This is a genomic window from Vibrio neptunius, from assembly GCF_000967495.1.
Lineage (GTDB): Bacteria > Pseudomonadota > Gammaproteobacteria > Enterobacterales > Vibrionaceae > Vibrio > Vibrio neptunius.
Window position 1 is genome coordinate 59,923 of sequence record NZ_JXXU01000029.1, and the last position, 21,409, is coordinate 81,331.

Consider the following 21,409-nt stretch of genomic DNA (forward strand, 5'->3'; position numbering starts at 1 on the left):
CTCCCCATTGTCATCTTTTGGCACTACTTTTCTGTGATAGCTTCACAGCCTTCAGGGACGGTAATAGTCGATGTATCTTCATTTGCCTGTTGTGCTGCTTTTACATCCATCTTGTACTGAGTGCATTTCCCAACACTGACGTTGACTGCACCTGTTTCTACAGATGGGTTACCTCCTAATGCTCCGCCTCCCTGAGCGAAAACAAAAGGTGTAATTAAGGTTGCGAGTAGAACGAGAATATTCGTTGTAGTGTGACTCATAGTGTTTCCTTATTGGGTAAAGTTGGGTTTGTTGAGAGTTAGAAGGTGTAAACAAAGGTGCCAGCACTGGAAGTGACTTCGATTTCTTTCACGCTGTCTACGGTGCAGCTGTTACTGTATCCGGTGTAGGTTTCACCGAATTTCAATTGAACGTTTCTAGAGAGCTCTGAGGCTGTACCAGCGGGTAGACGGCAGTTGCCTCGATTGATAATGACATTGCTTATTACGGTGCTGTCAGCGATAGATTGAATATCAAAGGTCAGTGTTCCCCAGTGTGGGTTGGTGGACATCGACACTTCAATATCGGCGGTGACGGTTTTCGCTTCTTCCTGTTCGCCGCAAGCGGTGACTCCGAAAATCAGCACGCTCATCATGATGGTTCGAATTAAGGTATTCATGGGTATCTCTCCGTAGTGGTGAGTTAAATTTGGGATGCACGGATTTCAGCGTGTTCACGCATGAACTGCTCTAGGTTGAAATCAGTGGGATAGGTAAAAGAAAACGTTGATACACTGGCCTCATCAATCAGAGGCAAGGCTAAGGTGCGTATCGTCGGATGACCGGATAAACGAAAAAGCAGCAAGAGCGCGTCACATTGAACCGAGAGTCCCAGTGGTTCGATGAGCGCTTTCTCTTGCTGCAAAATTTGACTCGATATCTTGAGCATACGGTTGTTGAGTAATGCCGTGTGTACCGCATTCAGTACTTGCCGCTGCTCATTACTCCACTCACGAATATTGGGCAGTGCTACATGGACTTTGGCTAACCATGCTTGCTCTTTTGAATGCGATGAACCCTTGTGGGGTAAGGGTTTGTCTCCCTCCGAGGAGCGACCTTGCCCATAATTCAGTGCATCAGGAACAAGCGGCAGTAAGTACTTATTCGTCAGTTGCCAATAAAGCATTTCCTGCTTGTTGAGCTTCAGTAATTGCTCTGAGGTTTTCCGATAAACATGGGGCATGCTCATCGAATCACACTCCACGTTAAACACCTCCACAATGACTTCATCGAGGTAGCGTTTAATGCTGCGCGTGGTGCGGTGGATATCGAGTAGGGCTAACTGCTGCTGCAACTCCCTAACGGTAATCCAACGATGTTGAGGAATAAGCATCAGCGTGTGCAGCAAAGCGGATAACCCTTCAATGCTGGTTTTATTGCTCATGACTACACTCTCAATACATCAAAGCTCCAAGACCGGAGGTGGACATTTAATGTCGGGAGAGTAGAGGTGAGTCAGACACATAATGTCCAACGGTGAAAACAGCATCAATCGGCAACACGAAAGCGTGAGCCGACTAACATTAACGAGGCTTATGCTTGTCACTGAGCTCGGCAATCGCTACCAATACACCAATCAACAGCACCACCAGAAAACCTAACGTCGTCAGAGTTCCGATAGCGCCAAAGAAAGGAGAGAGGGTAAGTAAAGTAATAAGAGCGGTGACAAGCTTAATGGTGTTAAGGAGAAGGGAAGTCATGAGCTATTGTGGGGTGACGGTTATCTCGTTGTAGGAGTCCATATCGACATAGGCAAGAAAGTTATTCTCCCACAACTGATAGAGCGCTTTGGCATCACGGCTACCCTGCATTGGTAGCCAGCCTTGATAGGCGACAAAGAACTGTCCAACCCGAAAATCAAAATCCAAGTTGCGCTCTAGCTCTGGGTAGTAATTCCCCATATAGGCAAAGTCAGTGATGTACTCAATGCTCCATTCTCCTGTTGAGGTTTGGCAAATTGCTATCTCAACCGGATGGAAGCCGCCTTCATCCACGCTGTAACTTTTATCGCGAAAGTTAAACACCAGATAACGGCTGGTGGCGAGAGTTTCATTGCCCAGTAAATGAGTGGTGAACAGTTTACTAAGCAGTGTATGCAGAGTACTAGAGACAGGCAGTGTGGACGCAGTAAAGGTTAATTGAGACATAGTGAGTCCTCCTTGTTTTCAGGATTCAAATAAGAAATAACGGAGTGAGAATTATTGGAACGTGCCAACCATCGTCAGTTGCACGTCATCAAAGACATTTCGAGAAAGGTGGCGAGCAAAGGCTTTCATCCATACCGAGAGCAGCTCTTGTACCTCTGGGTGGGATAAATCCGTGCTCCCTGCATCGGGTTGATAGCACCAGCGATTAGCTAGGTGAAAGTACAGCTCAGGCTCAACGGTTGTACTGTTGTCGTCGGGGTAAGAGAAGCTCGCAAAGAAGACTACCAGCCAAGGGCTAGTATCTGACTCACGTTTAAACTGTACCTCGATCGGATGCAAACCTTGTCGATGTCGGTAGTAACTCATCTGACGGCAGTTCAACACGAGCCGCTCAGCGTTCTCAGGGAGAGTGTATCGATTCAAAAGTGCTTCCAGTGACGTATGTAAAGCGTCATCAATAGAAAGCTCACCGTAGTGTTGCTCAATCATAACCACCCCCTTTCGGCAAACGAGGTGCAGCTATCGCCTGTCACGATATGGTCCAATACGCGAACTTCTACCAGCGCGAGCGCGTCTTTGAGTCTTTCGGTTATGCGTCTATCGGCTTGAGACGGTGTTGAGTCACCGGATGGATGGTTATGGGCAAATATCACCGCTGCGGCATTCACTTCTAATACCGCTTTCACCACTTCACGTGGATAGACGCTGGCCGCATCTACGGTGCCATGAAACAGCTCTTTAAATTCAATCAGTCGGTTTTGGTTATCCAGCAGCAATAAGGCAAACACTTCACGCTCATAGTTGCCTAGCTTACAGCGAACGTACTCTTTAGTGGCTTCAGGTTTAGTTAGGGCATCACCGCGCACATAGCGGTTAGCTAGTATCTCAGCGGCGTGCTCTAGGATTTCATTTTCTTGATAGCGTTGCTGCTTTTGGTAATCGGAAGTTATGGGATTCATTTCTGGCTCCTGTCGGAATCAATGATGGGATTTCACATTGATGACATATGCCTGAAAATTTTTGGATTGAGGGGATTATGCATGAACAGGCTCACATAAGTAATTAACTCGCTGAGGTTCCTTATTAGCCGAAGTTTGCTCATAGTGTGATATGGCATAATAAAATTGGTTAGGATATGTGATTTTATTTGTTTTATAATCGGTCCAACTTGATACACGTACTCTGAATAGGTTTTGGATGTTGAAGGTTTCATGACGAAGATAAAAAACGAAGTAATGAGCGATAAGGCCCAGCAACTTTTAGAAAAGTTACCACAGGCAAGCCGTGATCGTATTGCCCATATCGACTTCACCTTATTGTTCAAGGGAGAAGCTGTGCGTGCTGATTTGGTAGAGCGTTTTGGCATAGCTCCAACACAAGCGACGAAAGACTTCACCCTTTACCGAGAGCTTGCTCCAGGCAATATTGAATATGACCAAAAGCTAAAGTTGCACAAGCGTGGTGGAGCATTTGAATCTTTGTTCGACTATGACGTTGTGAGAACACTGGCGACGATTAGCCAAGGCTACGGAGATGGCTTTACTGGAAAGGTAAAACCACCTCTTGCGTGTGAAGCGCCTTATCACCTTAACAAGCCGAGTCTATCGATAGTGGCGAAGGTCACCGAGGCCATTCACAAAGGCAAAGCCTTGGGCATTACCTATGTGTCGTTATCGAGTGGTGAAACCACGCGTGAAATTGTGCCGCATACTCTGGTGGACAATGGCCTACGTTGGCATGTTCGTGGTTTTGACCGCAAGCATGGTGAGTTCCGTGACTTTGTACTGACCCGAATTAAAGCAGCGGTTGTGCTTGAAGGTTCAACGTTGTCTGAGGCTGAGCTCGAAACACAGGATCGGCAATGGAACCGCTTTGTAGAACTGGAGTTAGTACCCCACCCACGCATTGAACACAGCGAAGCGATAGAGCTGGACTATGGCATGACGGGGGGCGTGATGAGGGTTGAGATTAGAGCTGCAACTGCTGGCTATTTGCTCAGGCTTTGGAACGTGGATTGTTCCAAAGAGGCTCAGCTAAAAACACCCGAATTTCATTTATGGTTAAAAAATTATCAAACTTTATACGGTGTCGGTAACCTTGCGGTTGCGCCAGGGCATATTCAACCAGCTTAAAAGTGACAGAATTAAATTAGTATGTCTTAGACGAATGTGTTTACCGATTTAAAACGAGATTATTAATAATGTTTATCAATAACAATAACAGGGAGGCCTAAACATGCCGACACTTAATTGGATTGGCAAAGCAGCCGTCGAAAAGCATCATAAAGAAGTGCCTTTTCGTCTGTTAGAGCCTGTATCTGAATTATCCTGCGGAGATCCTGATAGTGGTAATCTTATTGTGCAAGGAGATAATTTACACGCCCTCAAAGCTTTGCTGCCTCGTTACGCGGGCCAAGTAAAGTGTATCTATATCGACCCACCATACAATACAGGAAATGAAGGTTGGGTATACAACGATAATGTTAATAGCCCGGAAATCAGAAAATGGCTGGGTGAAGTGGTTGGTAAAGAAGGTGAAACGCTCGACCGTCATGATCGTTGGCTGTGTATGATGTATCCGCGTTTGGTTTTGTTGAAGCAATTTTTAGCAGATGATGGTGTATTGTTAGTTAGTTTGGATGATAACGAGTCTGCAAATGCAAAACTAATACTAAATGAAATATTTGGTGAAGGTAATTTCATAGCTCAATTGGTTTGGGAAAAAGGTAGGAAAAATGATGCAAAGTTTTTTTCTGTTGGTCATGAATACATATTTGTCTATGCCAAATCGAAGAAGTACTTGAAAGATAAAAATGTAATTTGGAGAAAAGAAAAAGAAGGCGCATCAGAAATATATGACGAATATATAAGACTGAAAGGGCTCTTTGGTGATGACTTTGGTTTGATAGAGGAAAATCTAAAACTATTTTATAAAGGGCTAGACAAAAATCACCCGTCAAAAAAACACTCTCGTTATAACAAGGCAGATGCTAATGGAGTTTGGAGGGATGATAATATGTCATGGCCTGGCGGGAATGGTCCAAAATATGATGTCATTCACCCTGTAACCAAAAAGCCATGCGCTGTACCTGAAGGTGGTTGGAGATATTCAAAAAAAGAAAAAATGGATTTAATGATAGCTGAAGGAAAAGTTGTATTTAGAGAGGATCATACACAACCTCCAATAAGGAAAACATATTTAGTAAGAGACAAGCGGCTGCAAGAAAATAACGATGAAGATATTGGTAGAGAAGTTATGGGTTCGTATTTCTATCGTAGTGGTCTTCAAGCGGTCAATGAATTAATGAATATCTTTGGAGAAAAACCTTTTCCAAACCCTAAAGATAAAGATGTCATCTCATCATTAATAAAATATGTAACAGGTTATGATAAAAATTGTTTGATTTTAGACTCTTTCGCTGGCTCAGGCACAACGGCACATGCTGTTCTTAAATTAAATCATCAAGATAATGGAAATAGAAATTTCATAACTATAGAAATGGATGATTCGGTTGCTAATCACGTTACAATTAAAAGAATTAAAAGTGTAGTTGAAGGTTATTACAACAAGAGTGGTGAGTATGTTAGTGGACTTGGTGGAGGCTTTCAATTTTTAACCCTCTCGCAAGAGCCGTTATTCAATAGCGATGGCCCTATCCGTTCCGATGTTAATTTTGAACAACTAGCTGAATTTGTCTGGTTTATGGAGACAGGGACAGGGTTAAGTTCATCCAATATGAACATCAAAGAAAAGCATACTACGCCTTACTTAGGTAAATACAAAGATAAAGCCATTTTTCTTCTCTATAACGGAATTCTAAAAGATAAAACGGATATCGGTGGCAATGTCCTGAATAATCGCAGCCTTGAAGAATTAGAAGCAGCATTACCAAAATTTTCCGGACCTAAAGTGGTCTATGGAGCCCGTTCACGCTTCGATAAAACAAAACTTGCCAAGCTAGGCATTACTTTCCATCAGCTTCCTTATGAATTGGCGGTGAAAACATGGTTCTGAATAATAAATTACTAAAAAACTATCAAGAGAATCTGCTAGATGTATATTCAAGTTACTTATCCCGCTGCCGGGAATTAAAAGATTCTGCCGCAGCTTTTGCAGAATCGACCAAAAAGTCAGCCTTGGGTATTGCCCAGCCCTATTATCCTCTACCTGAGCTGGATCATGTCCCTTATGTCTGTCTACGAGTGCCAACGGGAGGGGGAAAAACCCGTATAGCTGGTCAATCAATAAAATGTGTGAATGAAGCATTTTTGGCTACTGAGCATTCATTAGTGCTTTGGCTAGTACCCTCAGACCCTATTCGAGAGCAAACTTTATACGCACTTAAAACGCAAGGTGAATTACTTTACCAAGATATGCGCGATCTTTTTGGTGCCGTTAATGTTTTGGATATCAATGAAGCTTTGTATATGCAGCCTGCAACACTAAATACTGGCAATACAATTATTGTTGCCACTATGCAGAGTTTTAAGCGAGATACCGCAGATGGATTAAGAGTGTACCGTCAAAATGGTGCTTTGATGTCACACTTTGAAGATGTAAGCACCGAGCAAAAAGGCGATCACTCATTAGTTGATGTTATTCGTTTAAGACGCCCCTATGTAATTGTTGATGAAGCCCACAATCAGGGGACGCAGCTAGCGGTTGACACGTTAAAACGTTTTAACCCGAGCTGTATTCTAGAGCTTACGGCAACGCCAGACAGAGCTTGCCAACCGTCGAATGTTTTACGTAGTGTATCGGCTGCAACTTTACAAGCCGAGGATATGCTCAAGCTGCCATTAGAACTGGCGATACATCCCGAATGGCGGGTTTCGCTTACTGAGGCGATAGCCCGATTACGCCAATTGGAAAAAGAGGCTGAGCAAGAAAAGCAACTGACAGGGGAAATGATTCAGCCTGTCGTTATGTTGATTCAAGCTGAAAGAATTGCGAAAGAGAAAGAGACCTTTACACCTGAGAAAGTAAAACAGCATCTCATTGACGATTTCAATATCCAGCCAGAAACCATCTCGATTGCAACGGGGGCGGTTGATGAGTTAAGTGGTAAAAAATTAGGTGATCCTGATTATCCGCAATTTATTATTACTGTAGACAAGCTACGAGAGGGTTGGGATTGCCCAAATGCTTACATTTTGTTTTCGTTCCGTAACACAACATCTGCGACCGCGGTTGAACAAGTTCTTGGGCGTGTATTGCGTATGCCCCATGTTACGCGTAAGCAGTGCGAAGCGCTTAATCGCAGCTATGCATACGTAGTTTCGAATGAGCTTGCTTCAACAGTACAAAATTTAAAAGATGGCTTGGTTCAAAGTGGTTTTGAGCGGCTGGAAGCGAAAGATTTAATTGTTACTCCTGATAATGATAAACCACAGCAAGATTTGTTTGCACCAACAACTGACCTAACTATTCCATTGCCAGAATATGATGATGTGATGTCGCTTCCAGATGAAGAAGCCGTAGCCTCATTGCCAAAAGCTATTCGAGAAAGAATAGAAATCTCTCCTGAAACTGGTACTTTGACAGTTAGAAATGGTGCAACAAATAAACAACTTCAACAAATTTCAGAGACTTTCAAGCAGCCTGAAGTGGCTAAGGCTGTAAAAGAAAAGCTTGATACTGCACTAGCTATTCAAGCCGCCCCGCCTGCCCGAGAATTAACACCTGCGGAAAAAGGTGTGTCATTTAATATTCCATTGCTTGGCTACAAACAGAGAAGTTTTTTTGACGTTTTTGATGAGACCCCCTTACTAGATGCTGAATGGGAAATCTCAGATTTTGATTACAAACTTAAAGATTCTGAGTTTTCACCAGATGTGGAAACCATGCGCCGCGCTTCGTTAAGTATTTCCCAATTAGAAAAAGTTGAATGTGATGTTTATGACCGACTAGATAGCCAACTCGCATTGTTTGGGAAAGAACAAGGGTGGCATGTTACAGATCTCATCTATTGGTTAGATAGAAATTTATATTTCCCTTATTCCGAGCGAGATATCAAAGTGGCGTGGTTAAATGCGGCACTAAGCTACTTGATCGATGACAAAGGGTTTTCACTTGATGAACTTGCTTATCGTAAGTTCCGTTTACGCGGTACGCTACAAAGAAAAATGGCCGCAGGGCTGGTTGAGGCTAAGCAACGGGTGTTCGATGATTTATTTTCTGATGAAAATAAATTTGAAGTTCGTGATGAACACTCGATCACTTTTGAGCAAGGAAGATATGGCTACGACAGTATTTATACCGGTCTTATTCACTTGAAAAAACATTTTTTCCCCGTCATTGGCAACTTGAAAAGTACTGGTGAAGAATTCGAGTGTGCGGAGTTTATCGCTCATCAAATGGAAGGTGTTGAGTGGTGGGTTCGTAATGTTGAGAAAAAGCCAACATCATTTTGGTTACAAACAGCTTCAGATAAGTTCTATCCTGATTTTGTCGTAAAACTTACCAGCGGCATAGTGCTTGCTATTGAGTATAAAGGTCAGCATTTATCTGCTGAGAAAGGTAATAGGGATAGTATAGAGAAACAACGAATTGGTGAACTATGGGCAAAAAGAAGCAATGGAACATGCGGTTTTGTGTGGGTAGAAAATAGAAATTGGCAGGTTTTAAATGAAGCATCTAAAAAGTTTGGTTGTAGTTGATTTAATAGTGATTTAAGACACAGTGTGTGGAATCAGTCATTGATGATGTTCTTGGTGGTATGTCGTTCAGAATGCTGATGGAAGATAGTTGGTCACAAGAGATCGTGCCTGAGTTGAATTAATGGGTCATTTGTTGGTGTTGTGTTGTCTCCAACCTTGTCGCCCCTTCTAAAAAAGGGGCGATACTCAAAAGGAATATCAAGTTAACGAGGATTTAGATGAGTCAGCCAATACCGACCTCTTATAATCAAATCATTGCGCATACGATAGAGCAGGCGCTTGCCCTATCGGTTAATGCAAAGAACGAAAATGCTATTGCTGGCTTTTGCCAGTTACAAGGTCCAACAGGCGGTGGCAAAAGTAGTTCTCTTTATCGTAGCCCAGACGGGAAAATTCCGGCGAGCCTTGAATTTATAAAATCCAAAGGGTTGCAGGCCATCTTAGTTACCCATCGCTGGAATATCCTGCATGACATTTATGAAAGTGCAACGAGTGCAAAAGACAGCTCAGGTAACCCACTGCTCGTTAGTATTCTTTATGCACAGGATGAAACTGTTGTTAGTGCGGTTTCTCAACGGGCACTGCCACATGAACAAGGTGTTCAAAAATCTGACTTGCCCGATCCTTATAAGGCCATTGAGGATATCCATGGTTTAGGCGCGTTTCGTTCTAATGCTGATAAAGAGGCTCTCGTTCGTGCTTGCCACAACGTTTCAGCCATTGCCCGTAATGTTGAGTACAAAAAGAAAAATCCTGATTCGATGGGCGTCTTACTCGAACGAGAAGAGCAGGAACTAAGAAAACTGTGTGGCTTTGTCGAGCGCACGCTACTTGGGTGTATGTCGTCCTTAGAGAAGGCTGCGAGGTATGCCAGTAAGCACTATGGCAAGACGCATGAGCTCACGGAGCAAGCAAAAGAAAAGCTTCGTTTATTCAGAGAAAATAAATGGGTGCGTCGAATTTTCCCCGCTATTGCCTGGCACGATGATAAGCAACATTTGCTGGTGTTAACGACGCAGAAGCTGTTTGCTTCATTTTACGACGGTAAACAGAAAGTCAGGATGTCGAGCGGACAACTGACCGGAAAGGTAGTATTTGTTGATGAGTTTGATTACCAAGCGGACATTCTACAAACATTACTTGCCCAGTCTCAAATGGTACAAGAGCCGCCTGAGTGTATTGGTCAATTACTTGAAGGGGGTAAGCGCCTATTGGCGCGAATGCAGTTTGTTACTGCTGAACCTATACCTGAGCTTTACAGTGAGCTTAAACAGCTTATTGCTGAGCTAGAGGAGGATTTGACCAGCAAAGGTGTCGATCTCAATCAGTCTAGGGCGCTGGTAATGCCTTTAAAGCAGTATGAATCCGGTGTCCCGTTCGAAAAGAAATATCTGTTTCGCTCAGATCACTTAGTAACCAGTGAGCCTTTGCAGTTACAGCAAAAACCTCATGGCTTTGAAGTGAAAAGTCATGCTGAAAGCGATGAAGAAGCAATTGATGTCGGTGATTTTTTGCGTGTGATGGAGAAATATATCAGACGCTTCAGTTTGCTGTTGTCGCAGTTCGCAACCGATGAGTCCGAAGCCTATGAATATCTCGTTCGGCTAAACCGATTGCTGTTTGATCCTGCGAATGACTATCGACCATCCTACTACAGCACGGCGTTACCAAGCTTATCGCTGTTCTCCTTGCCTCGCACTCGCTTACCTGAGTTAGAAGCGCTCAGTAAATCAAACCGATTACCTAATACTCAGACGAATATGTTTGGCCTAACAACCTGGCTATTAACCACTGATGAAGCTGAAGCGGATATTGACCCGTTGAGGATCAAGATTAAACGTGCACTATTGCCGACAACACCTGAAGGGTTAATGGTTTCGTTATCGAGTCGAAACCTCGTTTTTGCACTATCCGCAACTTCTTATATCGAAAGGGGGATTGGTCATTTCGATATACGCTGGATTGAAAGTGCTTTGCGTTACGTGGCTCAGGCCCGCAATCCACAATGTACCGAGAGTTTTTTGGGCGATAGCTTTGAGCAGCGCCCCGAAGATTGGTTTAAGAAGCCGATTCCATATTTACAAACTGACGAGGATAAGCAGTTACAAATGGCGGTGATCCGCTCGTTGGTTAAAGACAAATCTGAAAAGCGTCGCTCGTCACTGAAAACCACGATTCACGACTTTGATGATGCTATCAATGCCCCAGTTTTTCAGGAGGTAAAACTGCATTTGAACGCTGCATTTTTTGAGGCTGAGCAGTCAGATTACAAGTATGAATACCGGCAGTCTGTGTTGTTTAAATTACTGTACGTTCTGCATTTAGCAGCGAATGAGCCACAACATAAAGGACACCTAGCCTTTGTTAACTCAGTCAAATATCTCCGGAAGTGGTTGATATGTGATACCGCAGAAAACAGCAGAATGAGCGCTGATTGGCTTGAAATGGACCGATCAACCACTGGCGTATTGTCTTCTTTTGACGATGTGTTTATTCCTTTGACTGCCAACGGTAAGCCCATGATGATTTGCTTACTCAATGCAGAGGCACAAAAGCGAGAAGGATTTGAGTACGCATATCAAGCGGCGTTCGACTCTGGCCGAACCGTGGTGGTAATGACACAAACCGCATCCGCTACAAATGGCATTAATTTGGATTACTCCTTGCCTAACTCTCAAGGGCAGATGGATCTGACGTCGCTGTTTATTATTGAAAGTAAGCACTTTTACTTTTCACCATGGGATAGCAATGACGCTGATGATGAAATGTCTCATGCTGGCTTTCAGCTCAGAAACTTAGAAAAATTAGTCAGGCGTTCAGAGTTTTCACGTAAGCAGCAGCGGCAATTTATTATGCCGTTGATGAATAACTCAGTCTCTAAAATCCAGGAGCTAAACAAGCTTTATAAAGGGACTAATGACTATGTTAAGAATCTTGCCGCTGACGTGCAGCAGCAAGTTGGACGTATTGAACGTGCTTGGACGTATGTGCCGCATGTAGCCATTCATTTAAGCGATGATGTAGCAGGCCATCTTCGCAACTACGGCCAACTAACTGTTTGTACTAACAACCGAAATTGGGTTTCAAACCTTAATAACCAGCTTATTGATGATCTTACTCATTCCGAAGATGCATTGGTTTCCAACTTTCTTGCTCTGTTGAAAACGCGATCCCAAGATGGCTCTGGTGCAGTTGATATTATTGATAACAAGTTAGTTTCCGCAATCCGAGATGCAAGACAAGGTAAGGGTTGTATTGAAGAAATTTCAGGGCTTTGGCATGAACTAGGCCGGGCAGTATTGCAGCATGATCTCCAATGGATGCCGCATAACAATACGTTTGGCATTACTGAGCCTTTGTGTCGTTGGGCGTGCTTTGATCGGCCCGAAGAAACAAAGGTTACTGGTGAAATATGGTACGACCCAAAAAGTTGGCAGTTCTTTGCTAAGCGAGCAGCCGGATTGATTAAATATAACCCACAGACGCTTTATGAGGTTGTTAATCGACAACCTGCTATTTCGGAATGGTTTAATCGTAAAGGTTTTCGAACGTCGTTTCAGCCGTTTGCCAACGACATTGAAGAGCAATTTGCATTTCATCCCGTTGTGATTCAGCGAATTTTACAAGGGCGCATTGGTGAGGAAGGTATTCGCGCATTGCTGAGTGACAAACAGCTAGTCACTAAACAAGACGTCTACAATCATGAGTTGTTTGAATTATATGATTTTGAGATAGCAAACTCGGATGTTTTTGTTGATGCTAAATTTTGGTCTATAGCTGCTCTGGAACAGTCAGATGAAGGCTTTGAGCAATGGTTTACTTCTGGTAAACATCCTGAATTTGCGCCTTTGGGATTAATTAAGAAGCTGGAAAAGATCCGACAAATCCGTGGTGAGAATGCCATTTTGGTAATCGCGAACCTATTGACTGGTGAAGATTGCTCCTTATCGGGCTTTTCTGAAATGTTGGAGCCAGTAAAAGTTGAGAATGCTTCAATCCTGTTTTTACCAGGTTGTTTGATGAGCGATGGATATCAAATGACGTCTGGCTTTAAGTGGTTTTCGAAAATAGTTTGGCAGCACAGGGGGGAGCAAGGTTAATGGATAAAAGTAAAGATTTGAGGAAGTTGCCGCTGTCTCATTTGGTTTATCAAAATAGCGAGGTTGATGCAGAGAAAGCCAACAAATTTGTGGTTTATCACTATCCACTCATCAATAACAACTATCAGTGGAAAGAGAAGAAAGCCTGGGAAGAACGTATTGATGCCGAGCTAGACAGTAGGCAGTTTGCCTATTTGATGAAAAAAAATGGTAATCAGTTTGGGCTCTATGTTGCTTTACAGAATTCAAATGATGTTCCGCCGTGTATTTTAGATGCGGAGTCGCAACCTATAACTCCGGTTAGAGTTGAGTATTCACCGGTGTTAAATCCCGTATGGATTCGCTTGATGATGCGCTCATTGCGGGCTTTTGGTGGTCACTGTAAAGGAGCTTACAGCTTAGGCTGTCCGTTATTGAAAGTAGATAGCTGGTCTGGCGGTGTAAATGCGATCAGCCTAGATTGTAGAACTCAGCAGCTAAAAGATGGCAATACTACTGAGATTGCTCTTTTTTATACCAATGTTCCATTGAGACCACTATCCAACGACGAAGATATAGATCGTATTAAGAAGCCTGTGTGGGTCTATGACAAAAATAAGGTACTCGTCAGGTGGTATCCAGGCAATGAAAGAAAACCGAAAGGAACCTTGTTTAAAGAGATCGGCAAGAGTAAAAACTCGCGTAAACAGCGTCCGTTTCTGGATCTTTCTACACCAAAGAGATTTGAGCAAAGTTGGCCTATGGTGTTAAAACCTGTGCAAGAGGAGTTTATCCGTTTTGCGCGTGATTATGGTTTTGAACTTGCGGCTAAAACTTTAAATCTTCAACCGTTGACGTTGAAAACAAAACACAAGGCAAATAAGGCTAAGTCAACATTCCCAAGTATTGAGATATCCGGCGAAATAAAGGTCATAGACCTAAGAATTAATACTGTAGTTTCTTCTAAAGAAATCTTGGACTTGTTTAAATTCCTAATTTCACAGAAAGGGGTCTGTGTTTCATGGGATTTACTAGATGGAGTTGCACCAAATGACTTTGAACGGATAGAGCTTGAGCGTTCGGATCGTGTTTTGATTCTGTTAGACCAAGAGAAGGGTATCGAAGATGATCGTTACCCACTAACCAAGTATCTAGTTGGGCGGTGCGCAGTTCAACATATCAACGTAAATCCTCATGATGTAACTGGAGACCCTGTTGAAAAAGGGCTGTTAATCGAGTCAAAAAGTGATGAAGACCCAATCAAGCTATATGCTGCACCTGAAGGTGGTTATTACAGCTACAGATACGACCTTTTGGATAGTAAGACCTACAAAGAAGCGATTATTAGGAAGCTTGAAGTGGTTCTTAAAGAGTTAGAGATTAAACGTTTGCTCATTGACGTGGACAGACCCGTCTCGCAGGTTTTGCCATTGCAACGTACTTGCTTAAACGAATCAACCATAGTTATTACTGATGGCTACTTGTTTACAGTTTCAAACGATAGACCAGTACTAATTCCTTTTGATCCAACAGACGCTGATATGATTTCGAAAGCGAATGACTACTTATCCAATTTCGAAACATCTGTAGATGACTTGCTAAACTTGATGAATGAGAACTGGCCCTATAGTTACCGGCAGAATGTAGTAATGGATTATTATGGCTCGGAAGTTGATAAACAACGTCGCTTTGCGGCAAGGATTACTCTTGTTTTGAGTAAGGACGAAGGCGCTCAAGTGTCAATCATGATGCAAGATCCATCATATGACCAAACGAATATACTGCCATTAGGTATGGAAGATGCGTTTTCGGACCTAACAAAGAAGCAGAAACCTTATCCATTGTTGGATTGGGTGCTTCCTGATATCGAAGTACTACTCAATATTGTTAAAGAGTTGAGTGATGATGGCGTGTTATCTAGCCAAAAGACAACAATGCGATTTGAACGTGAGTTACCCGAATTGGTTGAATTGTGGCAAGAGCAATTAGTCATGCTCCATCAGAAAAATGAAACGAAGGTAACGTATTATCAGGTGAAGAAAGATGTGGTTCAACGTTGGTTAGATAAACGAGACAAGAAAAGAGATACAACAATAAGTGGTAGTTTAGATACTTTGTTATCTCGTTACTTCGATAAGCCTTTAAACGACATTAAACGTTGGATGATTAACATACCTGGCATTCAACGCATATGGTACGACAAAGAAAAGGGATATTTCGTTGTTGGTGGATTAGCTTCTCCAAAAGCTCAGTTAATGAAGCAGCCGAGCATCCGGCAATGGCACACTTTAAAAGGTGAGTTGAATATTGACCTACTGGTAGGTTTACTCGATGTTGATTGGGTTCGCATGAATCAGCTTGCCGGTAATCCATGTGCGGCAACATTAGTTAAACGATGGAAAGAGATTAACCGCAATTCAAGAGATGCTATCTTGTTTTGATAGGTATAGTCGCTAGTTGAATATAGTTAAACAAAAACATCTACTCCTCTCTATATGTTCTTCATATACCCCACTAAGCACTAATGCTTAGTGGGGTATATTTTTTGTGTGGGGGATTCGAGTATACATCCAACTCCGTACCCCGAGCCGTACCCAGAGCGATTTTTACTAAAGTAAAAAGCCTTTTAAACCCTTATTTAATGAGCTCTAGTAGTATTCCTGCTTCCATATGGTGGGTATAAGGGAACTGATCAAACAGAGCAAAACGCGTGATGTTGTGTGTTTCGCTTAAAACGTCAAGATTGTCTTTGAGTGTCTCTGGGTTACAGGAGATGTAAAGGATGCGATCATAGCCTTGAACCATCTTACACGTATCAATATCCATACCTGAGCGAGGAGGGTCGACAAAAATCGTGTTGCAGTTGTAGCTCTTCAAATCGACGCCCGCGTCTTTTAGGCGGCGAAACTCACGCTTGCCTTCAATTGCCTGAGTAAATTCTTCCGCGGATAGGCGAAGGATTTGGACGTTATCAATGTTATTGGCAGCAATATTGTATTGCGCAGACTCAACTGATGGTTTGGCCAGTTCGGTTGCCAGTACGCGATTAAAGTTCTGCGCGAGTGCCAGTGAGAAGTTACCGTTACCACAATAGAGCTCGAGCAAATCGCCTTGGCTTTCGTTGGTACAGTCGATTGCCCATTCCAGCATCTTTTCAGCTACTTTGCCGTTGGGTTGCGTGAAGCTGTTCTCGACTTGTTGATAAATGTACGGCTGGCCATTGACGTCGAGTTTTTCAATCACGTAGTCGCGATCCAGAACAATCTTCATTTTACGTGCCCGACCGATCAGGTTCAGGTTGAAGCCTTCATCGTTCAGACGTTGCTTGAGCGCTTTTGCGTTCTTCGTCCACTCATCATCCAATTGGCGGTGGTATAGCAGAGATACCAAAATCTCACCGCTCAGTGTCGATAGAAAATCCACTTGAAACAGCTTACGACGCAGAGAGTCGTTGTTTTTCATTGCATCAATCAGCAATGGCATCAGGTCGTTTATCAGACGGCTCGCCGCTGGGAATTGGTCAACACGGTATTTTTCACGCGTTTCCTGATTGAACATGATGTAGTAAAGGTCTTCCCCTTCATGCCAAACACGGAACTCAGCGCGCATACGATAATGTTGCTCTGGGGACTCAAACACTTCCAGTTCTGGAACGTGGTACGGAGCAAACATCTCATTAAGACGTTCGACCTTTTCCGCCAGTTGTTCTTGGTAGCGCTGTGGATTTACTTCAAGAGTCGCCATGTTTATTACCTTCAAGTGCTGAGTGCGTTTGTTTTAGGAGCGCAGATTTTATTCAATATCTGCGACATGTCCAGCTTTGTCAGTCTTCTGTGATCAATATAGTGTGTAAACCCGTTGTCAGGCATTAGTGATAAAGCGGCTGGTTATATAAAAGCACAATATTGGCTGGACAAAGGAATGACAGCTGAATAACATTTGTGCCTAGCTGGTGCTATCTAGAAGTATAGATGGCTGAAAAGGGAATCTGGTGTGAATCCAGAACTGACGCGCAGCGGTAAAAGAGAACGAACACTCAACAGACACTGCATAGAGGACTATGTGGGAAGTCGAGTTAGTAGGTGGTGAAAAATGAGCTCTTAAGTCCGAATACCTGCCAGCAGCTGAGCCAATCACTGGAAGCAAGTGCTCCAAGCTCGGTAGGATTTACGCGATTTAGGATTATAAAAATGAACCGTTCTATTCTGGCGATAGCAGTGGCATCGCTACTTCCTCACGCCTCCCTTTTATACGCCAAAGAGGCCTCAGCTGATGAGACTATGGTGGTATTAGCTCGAAGTGATTTCAATAATTCAATTGAAGATATACCAGCTAATGTAACTATTATCAGTTCAGAAGATATCGCTGCGAGTGGATCTAAAAGCCTAGATACCTTGTTGCGTGCTCGAGCTGGCATTCAAATCTCTGATACCAACAGTGGCCCTGCATTTGCGATTAGAGGCTTCACTGGAGGTCAAGCTGCCAACAATACTTTGATTTTGGTTGACGGCCGTCGCTTGAATAAACAAGACCTGTCAGCTCCTCAAGTAAGCTCTATATTAATTTCTCAAATTGAGAGGATTGAAGTTTTGTCCGGCAGTGCTGGTGTGTTGTACGGTGACCAAGCTGTAGGTGGTGTAATCAACATCATTACAAAAGGTGCTTCTGAGGACGGTGGTAGTGTGTCAGTGAGTGCGGGTAGTTTTGATTCTTATGCTGGTAGTGTGAATGTCTCAAGAAAACTCGATGAACAGTGGTCGCTTTTCGTTAGTGCTAGCCAAGATAATACCGATAACTATAGAGACCATAACAAGCGTGAAACCGGGTCTTTGTTAGGACGTATCGGCTATGAACTAGATAAGACGGAGTTTTTTGCAGAAGCAAGTTACTATGACAATGATAGAGAATATGCTGGTTCGTTAACCGAAGAGCAATACGAACAAGACCCAACTCAAGTTAATCCATCAAATCAAACCGACTATTCTCATGAGATAACGAAAGCGCTTCGTACTGGGTATAAGCGAAGCTTAACAGACACTTGGTTATTTGGGACTGATGTTATCTATGACAATACGTCGGGATCAGGCTCTGCTTGGGGGAGTTCAACAACAAGCTCAAGTAAACAATTAGTAGGCTCAGTTAAGGTTGAAAATCAATTTTCCAATCAGTCTGGTCAAGGAAATGTTCTGATTGGGTTAGAAGCGGCTGATCGTGACCACTCCTATAAATCTTCCTCTACCAATAGGGCTAACGAACAGCTTACCTACAGCGCTTATGGACAAGTCAGTTATCCTCTAGTACCTAGATTATCTTTAACGACGGGAGCACGTTATAGTTCAGTTGAAGACAAACTTTTCGATGGTGCAGTTTATCCGAATACTGAAAAACTATCAGAAAGCCAAGATGCTTATGAGTTAGGTTTGAATTTCAAAATTAGCGAGACTCAGAGGCTTTACCTACGAGGGGAAACTAACTTTAGATTTGCTAAGATTGATGAGCAAGCATACACATCTCCAGGTGTGTTAGGTTTGAAGCCACAAACTGGTAATTCTATAGAAGCAGGTTGGGGACTCACAGAAGATGACTACAGTGTAAAGATTGATGTTTACAACTTGCAACTTGAAGATGAAATCGTTTTTGATAGTAGTGCACCAACACCTGTAGGGGGGAGCTTTTCTGGCGCTAATGTCAATGCGGATGAATCTGAGCGAAATGGTATAAATGTTAGCGGTGACTACTATGTCACTGAAAGTGTGCTCCTAGGTATTGAGTACAGTTTCATTAACGCCGAGTTCTCAAGAGGTGACAATAAAGGAAAGGAGCTGCCTTGGGTTTCGCCTCATAGTGGTAGGGCGTATGTCACCTATGATGTCAATTATAATTGGCAATTCTACGTTGAAGGTGTTTATACGGGTACGAGATATAAGGATGGTGACACCTCAAACAGTGTAGAAAAGCTATCGGCATATTGGCTAAATAATATCGCTATTAATTACACACAAGATGTTTGGTCAGCTAGCTTACGCTTAGACAATGCATTTGATGAAAAGTATCCTGCTAATGCGAATAACTATGGTGCATATTACCCTGGTGATGGTCGTAAAGTAATGATTACGGGCTCTTATCAATTCTAATATCTTGAAACCGCCTTCGGGCGGTTTTTTCTTATCTATAGGCAGTAACAATGAAAAAGAACGTCATTATCAGTTGGTCGAGCGGAAAGGATTCGACCCTCACTCTAGAAAGGCTAGTCGATAGTGAACACTACAATGTTGTTGGCCTTTACACCACATACGTAAAAGATGAAGTCCCATTCCAAGCTACTCCTATTGAAGTGCTCGATATGCAAGCCGCTTTGCTTAGGTTGCCCCTGATTAAGATTGAATTGCTGGAAACATTTCCGCCTAATGACATCTATCAGTCGACCATCATTGAGGCACTAAAGGGTAGTGGACTTGATATTCAGGCTGTGGCTTTTGGTGATATGTTCTGCAATGGTATCGAAGCCTATCGCCGCAGTTATATTGAACCCGCTGGTTGGGAGTGTGTTTTTCCACTCATTGGACAAAATAGCCAAGACCTTGCGAATGAAATCTTAGAGCGTGGTATTAAAACCTTGGTTGTGACGACTGATGGCCAAGCGCTTGCCTCTGCGTATTGCGGGCGATGGTACGACAGAACCTTCATTGATTCTCTGCCTAGTGGAGTGGACCCATGCGGTGAAGATGGAGAATTTCATACGTTTGTTACGCAAACCCGTAGCTATAAAGGCAAGATAGAGTTGAGTTTAACCACCCTTGACGTCATAGAGCGCTTTGCTCATCAACGTTACCAAGCGAAGATATTGCCAAACTGATTTGTGTGAGTATGATTGCCACATCGGAATATGTGGGTATATCAAGTGTCACTACAATCAAAAGTACTAATTTTTGACTCTGGAGTCGGAGGGCTTTCTGTTTTCCAAGAGATAGAGAAAAGGTTCCCTCAACTTGATTATGTATATTTGTTTGATAACGCAGCCTATCCCTACGGTGAATTGCACCATCACACTTTAGTTTCTCGCGTGGAAGCGTTGGTTTCGCAGTATGTCGCTGATCACCAAGTGGATTTGGTGGTGATTGCATGCAATACCGCCAGCACCATTGTACTGCCTTCATTGAGAACTTTGCTCTCCATTCCTGTTGTCGGTGTCGTGCCTGCGATCAAACCAGCGTCTAATTTAGCGAATAAAGCAGTTGGTCTGATAGCAACGCCTGCGACTGTAACACGTCAGTATACTCAGGAATTGATTCGCGACTTCTCGCAAAGCAAACCGGTTGAGCTATTAGGCTCTACTCGACTGGTCGATATGGCAGAGGAAAAGCTTCGTGGTAATCCTGTCTCAATTCAAGAGCTGAGCGAAGTACTGTCACCAATTGTCGGTAAAGTCGATGTCGCTGTATTAGGTTGCACGCACTTTCCCCTTATCAAAGAAGAAATACAGAGGGTGCTGAGTGATCAGGTTGTGCTGGTGGATTCCGGTGAGGCGATTGCTCGTCGAGTGCAAGAATTGTTGAACCTTGAGGATGCTAAAGAAGGACAAGGTCAGAGGGAAATATTTTCAACAGCTCCCCCTTATGCAGAAGGAGCGTTGAATCTAGCATTACAAAACTTAGGTTTTAGTCCTGTTCAGCTTGAGATTTTGGATCATTAGCGATACGTACCTTTAATGTACGCTGCATATAATTCTTTTCATTTAGTCCTTCTATAGCGCCAGCAGCATCCGTTGCTGCCATGACAACAAAACCAAATCCTCGTCTTTTACCTGTTCGCTTATCTTTCATCAGACGGACAGCAAAAACTTCACCATGCTTAGTAAACAATTCCTTTACATGGGATTCATTTGCTTTGTATGGAAGGTTGCCGACATAAAGGGTTTTGGTCGCGGGTTCATTTAAGGTTGCTGACTCAGTTGTGGTGTTTGAAAATTTAAAAACAAAAGCAGAAGCAAAAACACCGATAACAAAGCTGAGTGCAGGAGAAATAGCAACCTGCGAAAAGATGATTCCACCTAATACCGCTAGGGCAAGAATCATTAAGGTCGATTTATTAGAACTCATATTTAAATACAACTTCGTAGTTTAAGAAAAAAGTGCCTAAGCATTAACAAAATAGACACACTGATCTTACGTATATGGTTGTTGTTTTTCCAACCTATTGATGTGACGTGACTCAAATGTTGAAATTTTATTCTATTTCTGGCGTTTTGATTTGTTTTTAACCGAACGAAAAATAAATTCAAAAAAACACTTGTCATCCGTTCTAAGCTCCCTATAATGCCGCCTCACCGACACGGAGTGAGACAATCATCACACACCGAGTTGAAACAAGAGAAGATAAAGTTTGAAAAAACTCTTGACTCTAAAGTTGGGAAGCGTAAGATACGCACCCCTAACGACGCGGCGCTGAGCGCAACGGAAGTTAGAAAAAGCTCTTTAACAATATAA

At 43.0% G+C, this 21,409-nt stretch carries 17 protein-coding genes and 1 riboswitch; of the genes, 8 read left to right on the plus strand and 9 right to left on the minus strand.

Going from position 1 to position 21,409, the window contains the following annotated elements; all coding sequences use genetic code 11:
- Positions 1-23 precede the first annotated feature (23 nt).
- The 7 genes from TW84_RS10965 to radC all read right to left on the minus strand — a co-directional run bounded on the left by TW84_RS10965 (position 24) and on the right by radC (position 3,144).
- The gene (locus TW84_RS10965; protein WP_006957261.1) at positions 24-260 is read right to left on the minus strand and encodes a hypothetical protein; all 237 of its coding nucleotides are present in this window, start codon (positions 258-260) and stop codon (positions 24-26) included.
- 38 nt (positions 261-298) lie between these two features.
- On the minus strand, positions 299-658 hold the full coding sequence (locus TW84_RS10970; RefSeq protein WP_006957259.1) for a hypothetical protein: 360 nt from the start codon (positions 656-658) through the stop codon (positions 299-301).
- A 23-nt stretch (positions 659-681) separates the two neighbouring features.
- Positions 682-1,422, minus strand: coding sequence for a WYL domain-containing protein (locus tag TW84_RS10975; protein WP_006957257.1), 741 nt, complete (start codon positions 1,420-1,422; stop codon positions 682-684).
- 139 nt (positions 1,423-1,561) lie between these two features.
- On the minus strand, positions 1,562-1,738 hold the full coding sequence (locus TW84_RS24865; protein WP_006957254.1) for a hypothetical protein: 177 nt from the start codon (positions 1,736-1,738) through the stop codon (positions 1,562-1,564).
- Between the two features lie 3 nt (positions 1,739-1,741).
- The gene (locus TW84_RS10985) at positions 1,742-2,185 is read right to left on the minus strand and encodes a DUF2787 domain-containing protein (RefSeq protein WP_006957252.1); all 444 of its coding nucleotides are present in this window, start codon (positions 2,183-2,185) and stop codon (positions 1,742-1,744) included.
- 51 nt (positions 2,186-2,236) lie between these two features.
- Positions 2,237-2,674, minus strand: a complete 438-nt coding sequence (locus TW84_RS10990) for a DUF2787 domain-containing protein (protein ID WP_006957250.1) — start codon at positions 2,672-2,674, stop codon at positions 2,237-2,239.
- Complete coding sequence (gene radC, locus TW84_RS10995; RefSeq protein ID WP_006957248.1) at positions 2,671-3,144, minus strand: RadC family protein; 474 nt, start codon at positions 3,142-3,144, stop codon at positions 2,671-2,673. Before radC ends, TW84_RS10990 begins: the two co-directional genes overlap by 4 nt.
- A 252-nt stretch (positions 3,145-3,396) precedes the next feature.
- Between radC and TW84_RS11000 the strand changes: the two genes are divergently transcribed.
- The 5 genes from TW84_RS11000 to TW84_RS11020 all read left to right on the plus strand — a co-directional run bounded on the left by TW84_RS11000 (position 3,397) and on the right by TW84_RS11020 (position 15,364).
- Positions 3,397-4,317, plus strand: coding sequence for a WYL domain-containing protein (locus tag TW84_RS11000; protein ID WP_006957247.1), 921 nt, complete (start codon positions 3,397-3,399; stop codon positions 4,315-4,317).
- Between the two features lie 103 nt (positions 4,318-4,420).
- Positions 4,421-6,199 (plus strand): site-specific DNA-methyltransferase, encoded by a 1,779-nt coding sequence (locus TW84_RS11005; protein WP_006957245.1) that lies wholly within the window; start codon positions 4,421-4,423, stop codon positions 6,197-6,199.
- On the plus strand, positions 6,190-8,844 hold the full coding sequence (locus tag TW84_RS11010) for a DEAD/DEAH box helicase (RefSeq protein ID WP_006957244.1): 2,655 nt from the start codon (positions 6,190-6,192) through the stop codon (positions 8,842-8,844). Before TW84_RS11005 ends, TW84_RS11010 begins: the two co-directional genes overlap by 10 nt.
- A gap of 218 nt (positions 8,845-9,062) precedes the next feature.
- Positions 9,063-12,944, plus strand: a complete 3,882-nt coding sequence (locus TW84_RS11015; protein ID WP_006957243.1) for a hypothetical protein — start codon at positions 9,063-9,065, stop codon at positions 12,942-12,944.
- Positions 12,944-15,364: a hypothetical protein gene (locus TW84_RS11020; RefSeq protein WP_006957242.1), complete on the plus strand. Its 2,421-nt coding sequence runs from the start codon at positions 12,944-12,946 to the stop codon at positions 15,362-15,364. The genes TW84_RS11015 and TW84_RS11020 overlap by 1 nt, the downstream gene beginning before the upstream one ends.
- A gap of 193 nt (positions 15,365-15,557) precedes the next feature.
- Here the strand turns inward: TW84_RS11020 and trmA are convergent, their stop codons facing one another.
- Positions 15,558-16,667 (minus strand): tRNA (uridine(54)-C5)-methyltransferase TrmA, encoded by a 1,110-nt coding sequence (trmA, locus tag TW84_RS11025; protein WP_045975686.1) that lies wholly within the window; start codon positions 16,665-16,667, stop codon positions 15,558-15,560.
- Between the two features lie 189 nt (positions 16,668-16,856).
- Positions 16,857-17,059, plus strand: a riboswitch (cobalamin riboswitch).
- A gap of 54 nt (positions 17,060-17,113) precedes the next feature.
- Here trmA and TW84_RS11030 point away from each other — a divergent pair.
- From TW84_RS11030 to murI, 3 genes are read left to right on the plus strand one after another with little or no spacing between them, the layout of a single operon-like run.
- On the plus strand, positions 17,114-19,057 hold the full coding sequence (locus TW84_RS11030) for a TonB-dependent receptor (protein ID WP_045975687.1): 1,944 nt from the start codon (positions 17,114-17,116) through the stop codon (positions 19,055-19,057).
- A 50-nt stretch (positions 19,058-19,107) separates the two neighbouring features.
- A complete protein-coding gene (locus TW84_RS11035; protein WP_045975688.1) occupies positions 19,108-19,779 on the plus strand; it encodes a Dph6-related ATP pyrophosphatase in 672 nt (223 codons plus the stop codon).
- 45 nt (positions 19,780-19,824) lie between these two features.
- Entirely contained in the window at positions 19,825-20,616 is a 792-nt protein-coding gene (gene murI / locus TW84_RS11040) for a glutamate racemase (RefSeq protein WP_045975693.1), read from the plus strand.
- Here murI and TW84_RS11045 read toward each other — a convergent pair.
- On the minus strand, positions 20,582-21,022 hold the full coding sequence (locus TW84_RS11045) for an RNA recognition motif domain-containing protein (protein WP_205622486.1): 441 nt from the start codon (positions 21,020-21,022) through the stop codon (positions 20,582-20,584). The genes murI and TW84_RS11045 overlap by 35 nt on opposite strands.
- Positions 21,023-21,409: the final 387 nt, after the last annotated feature.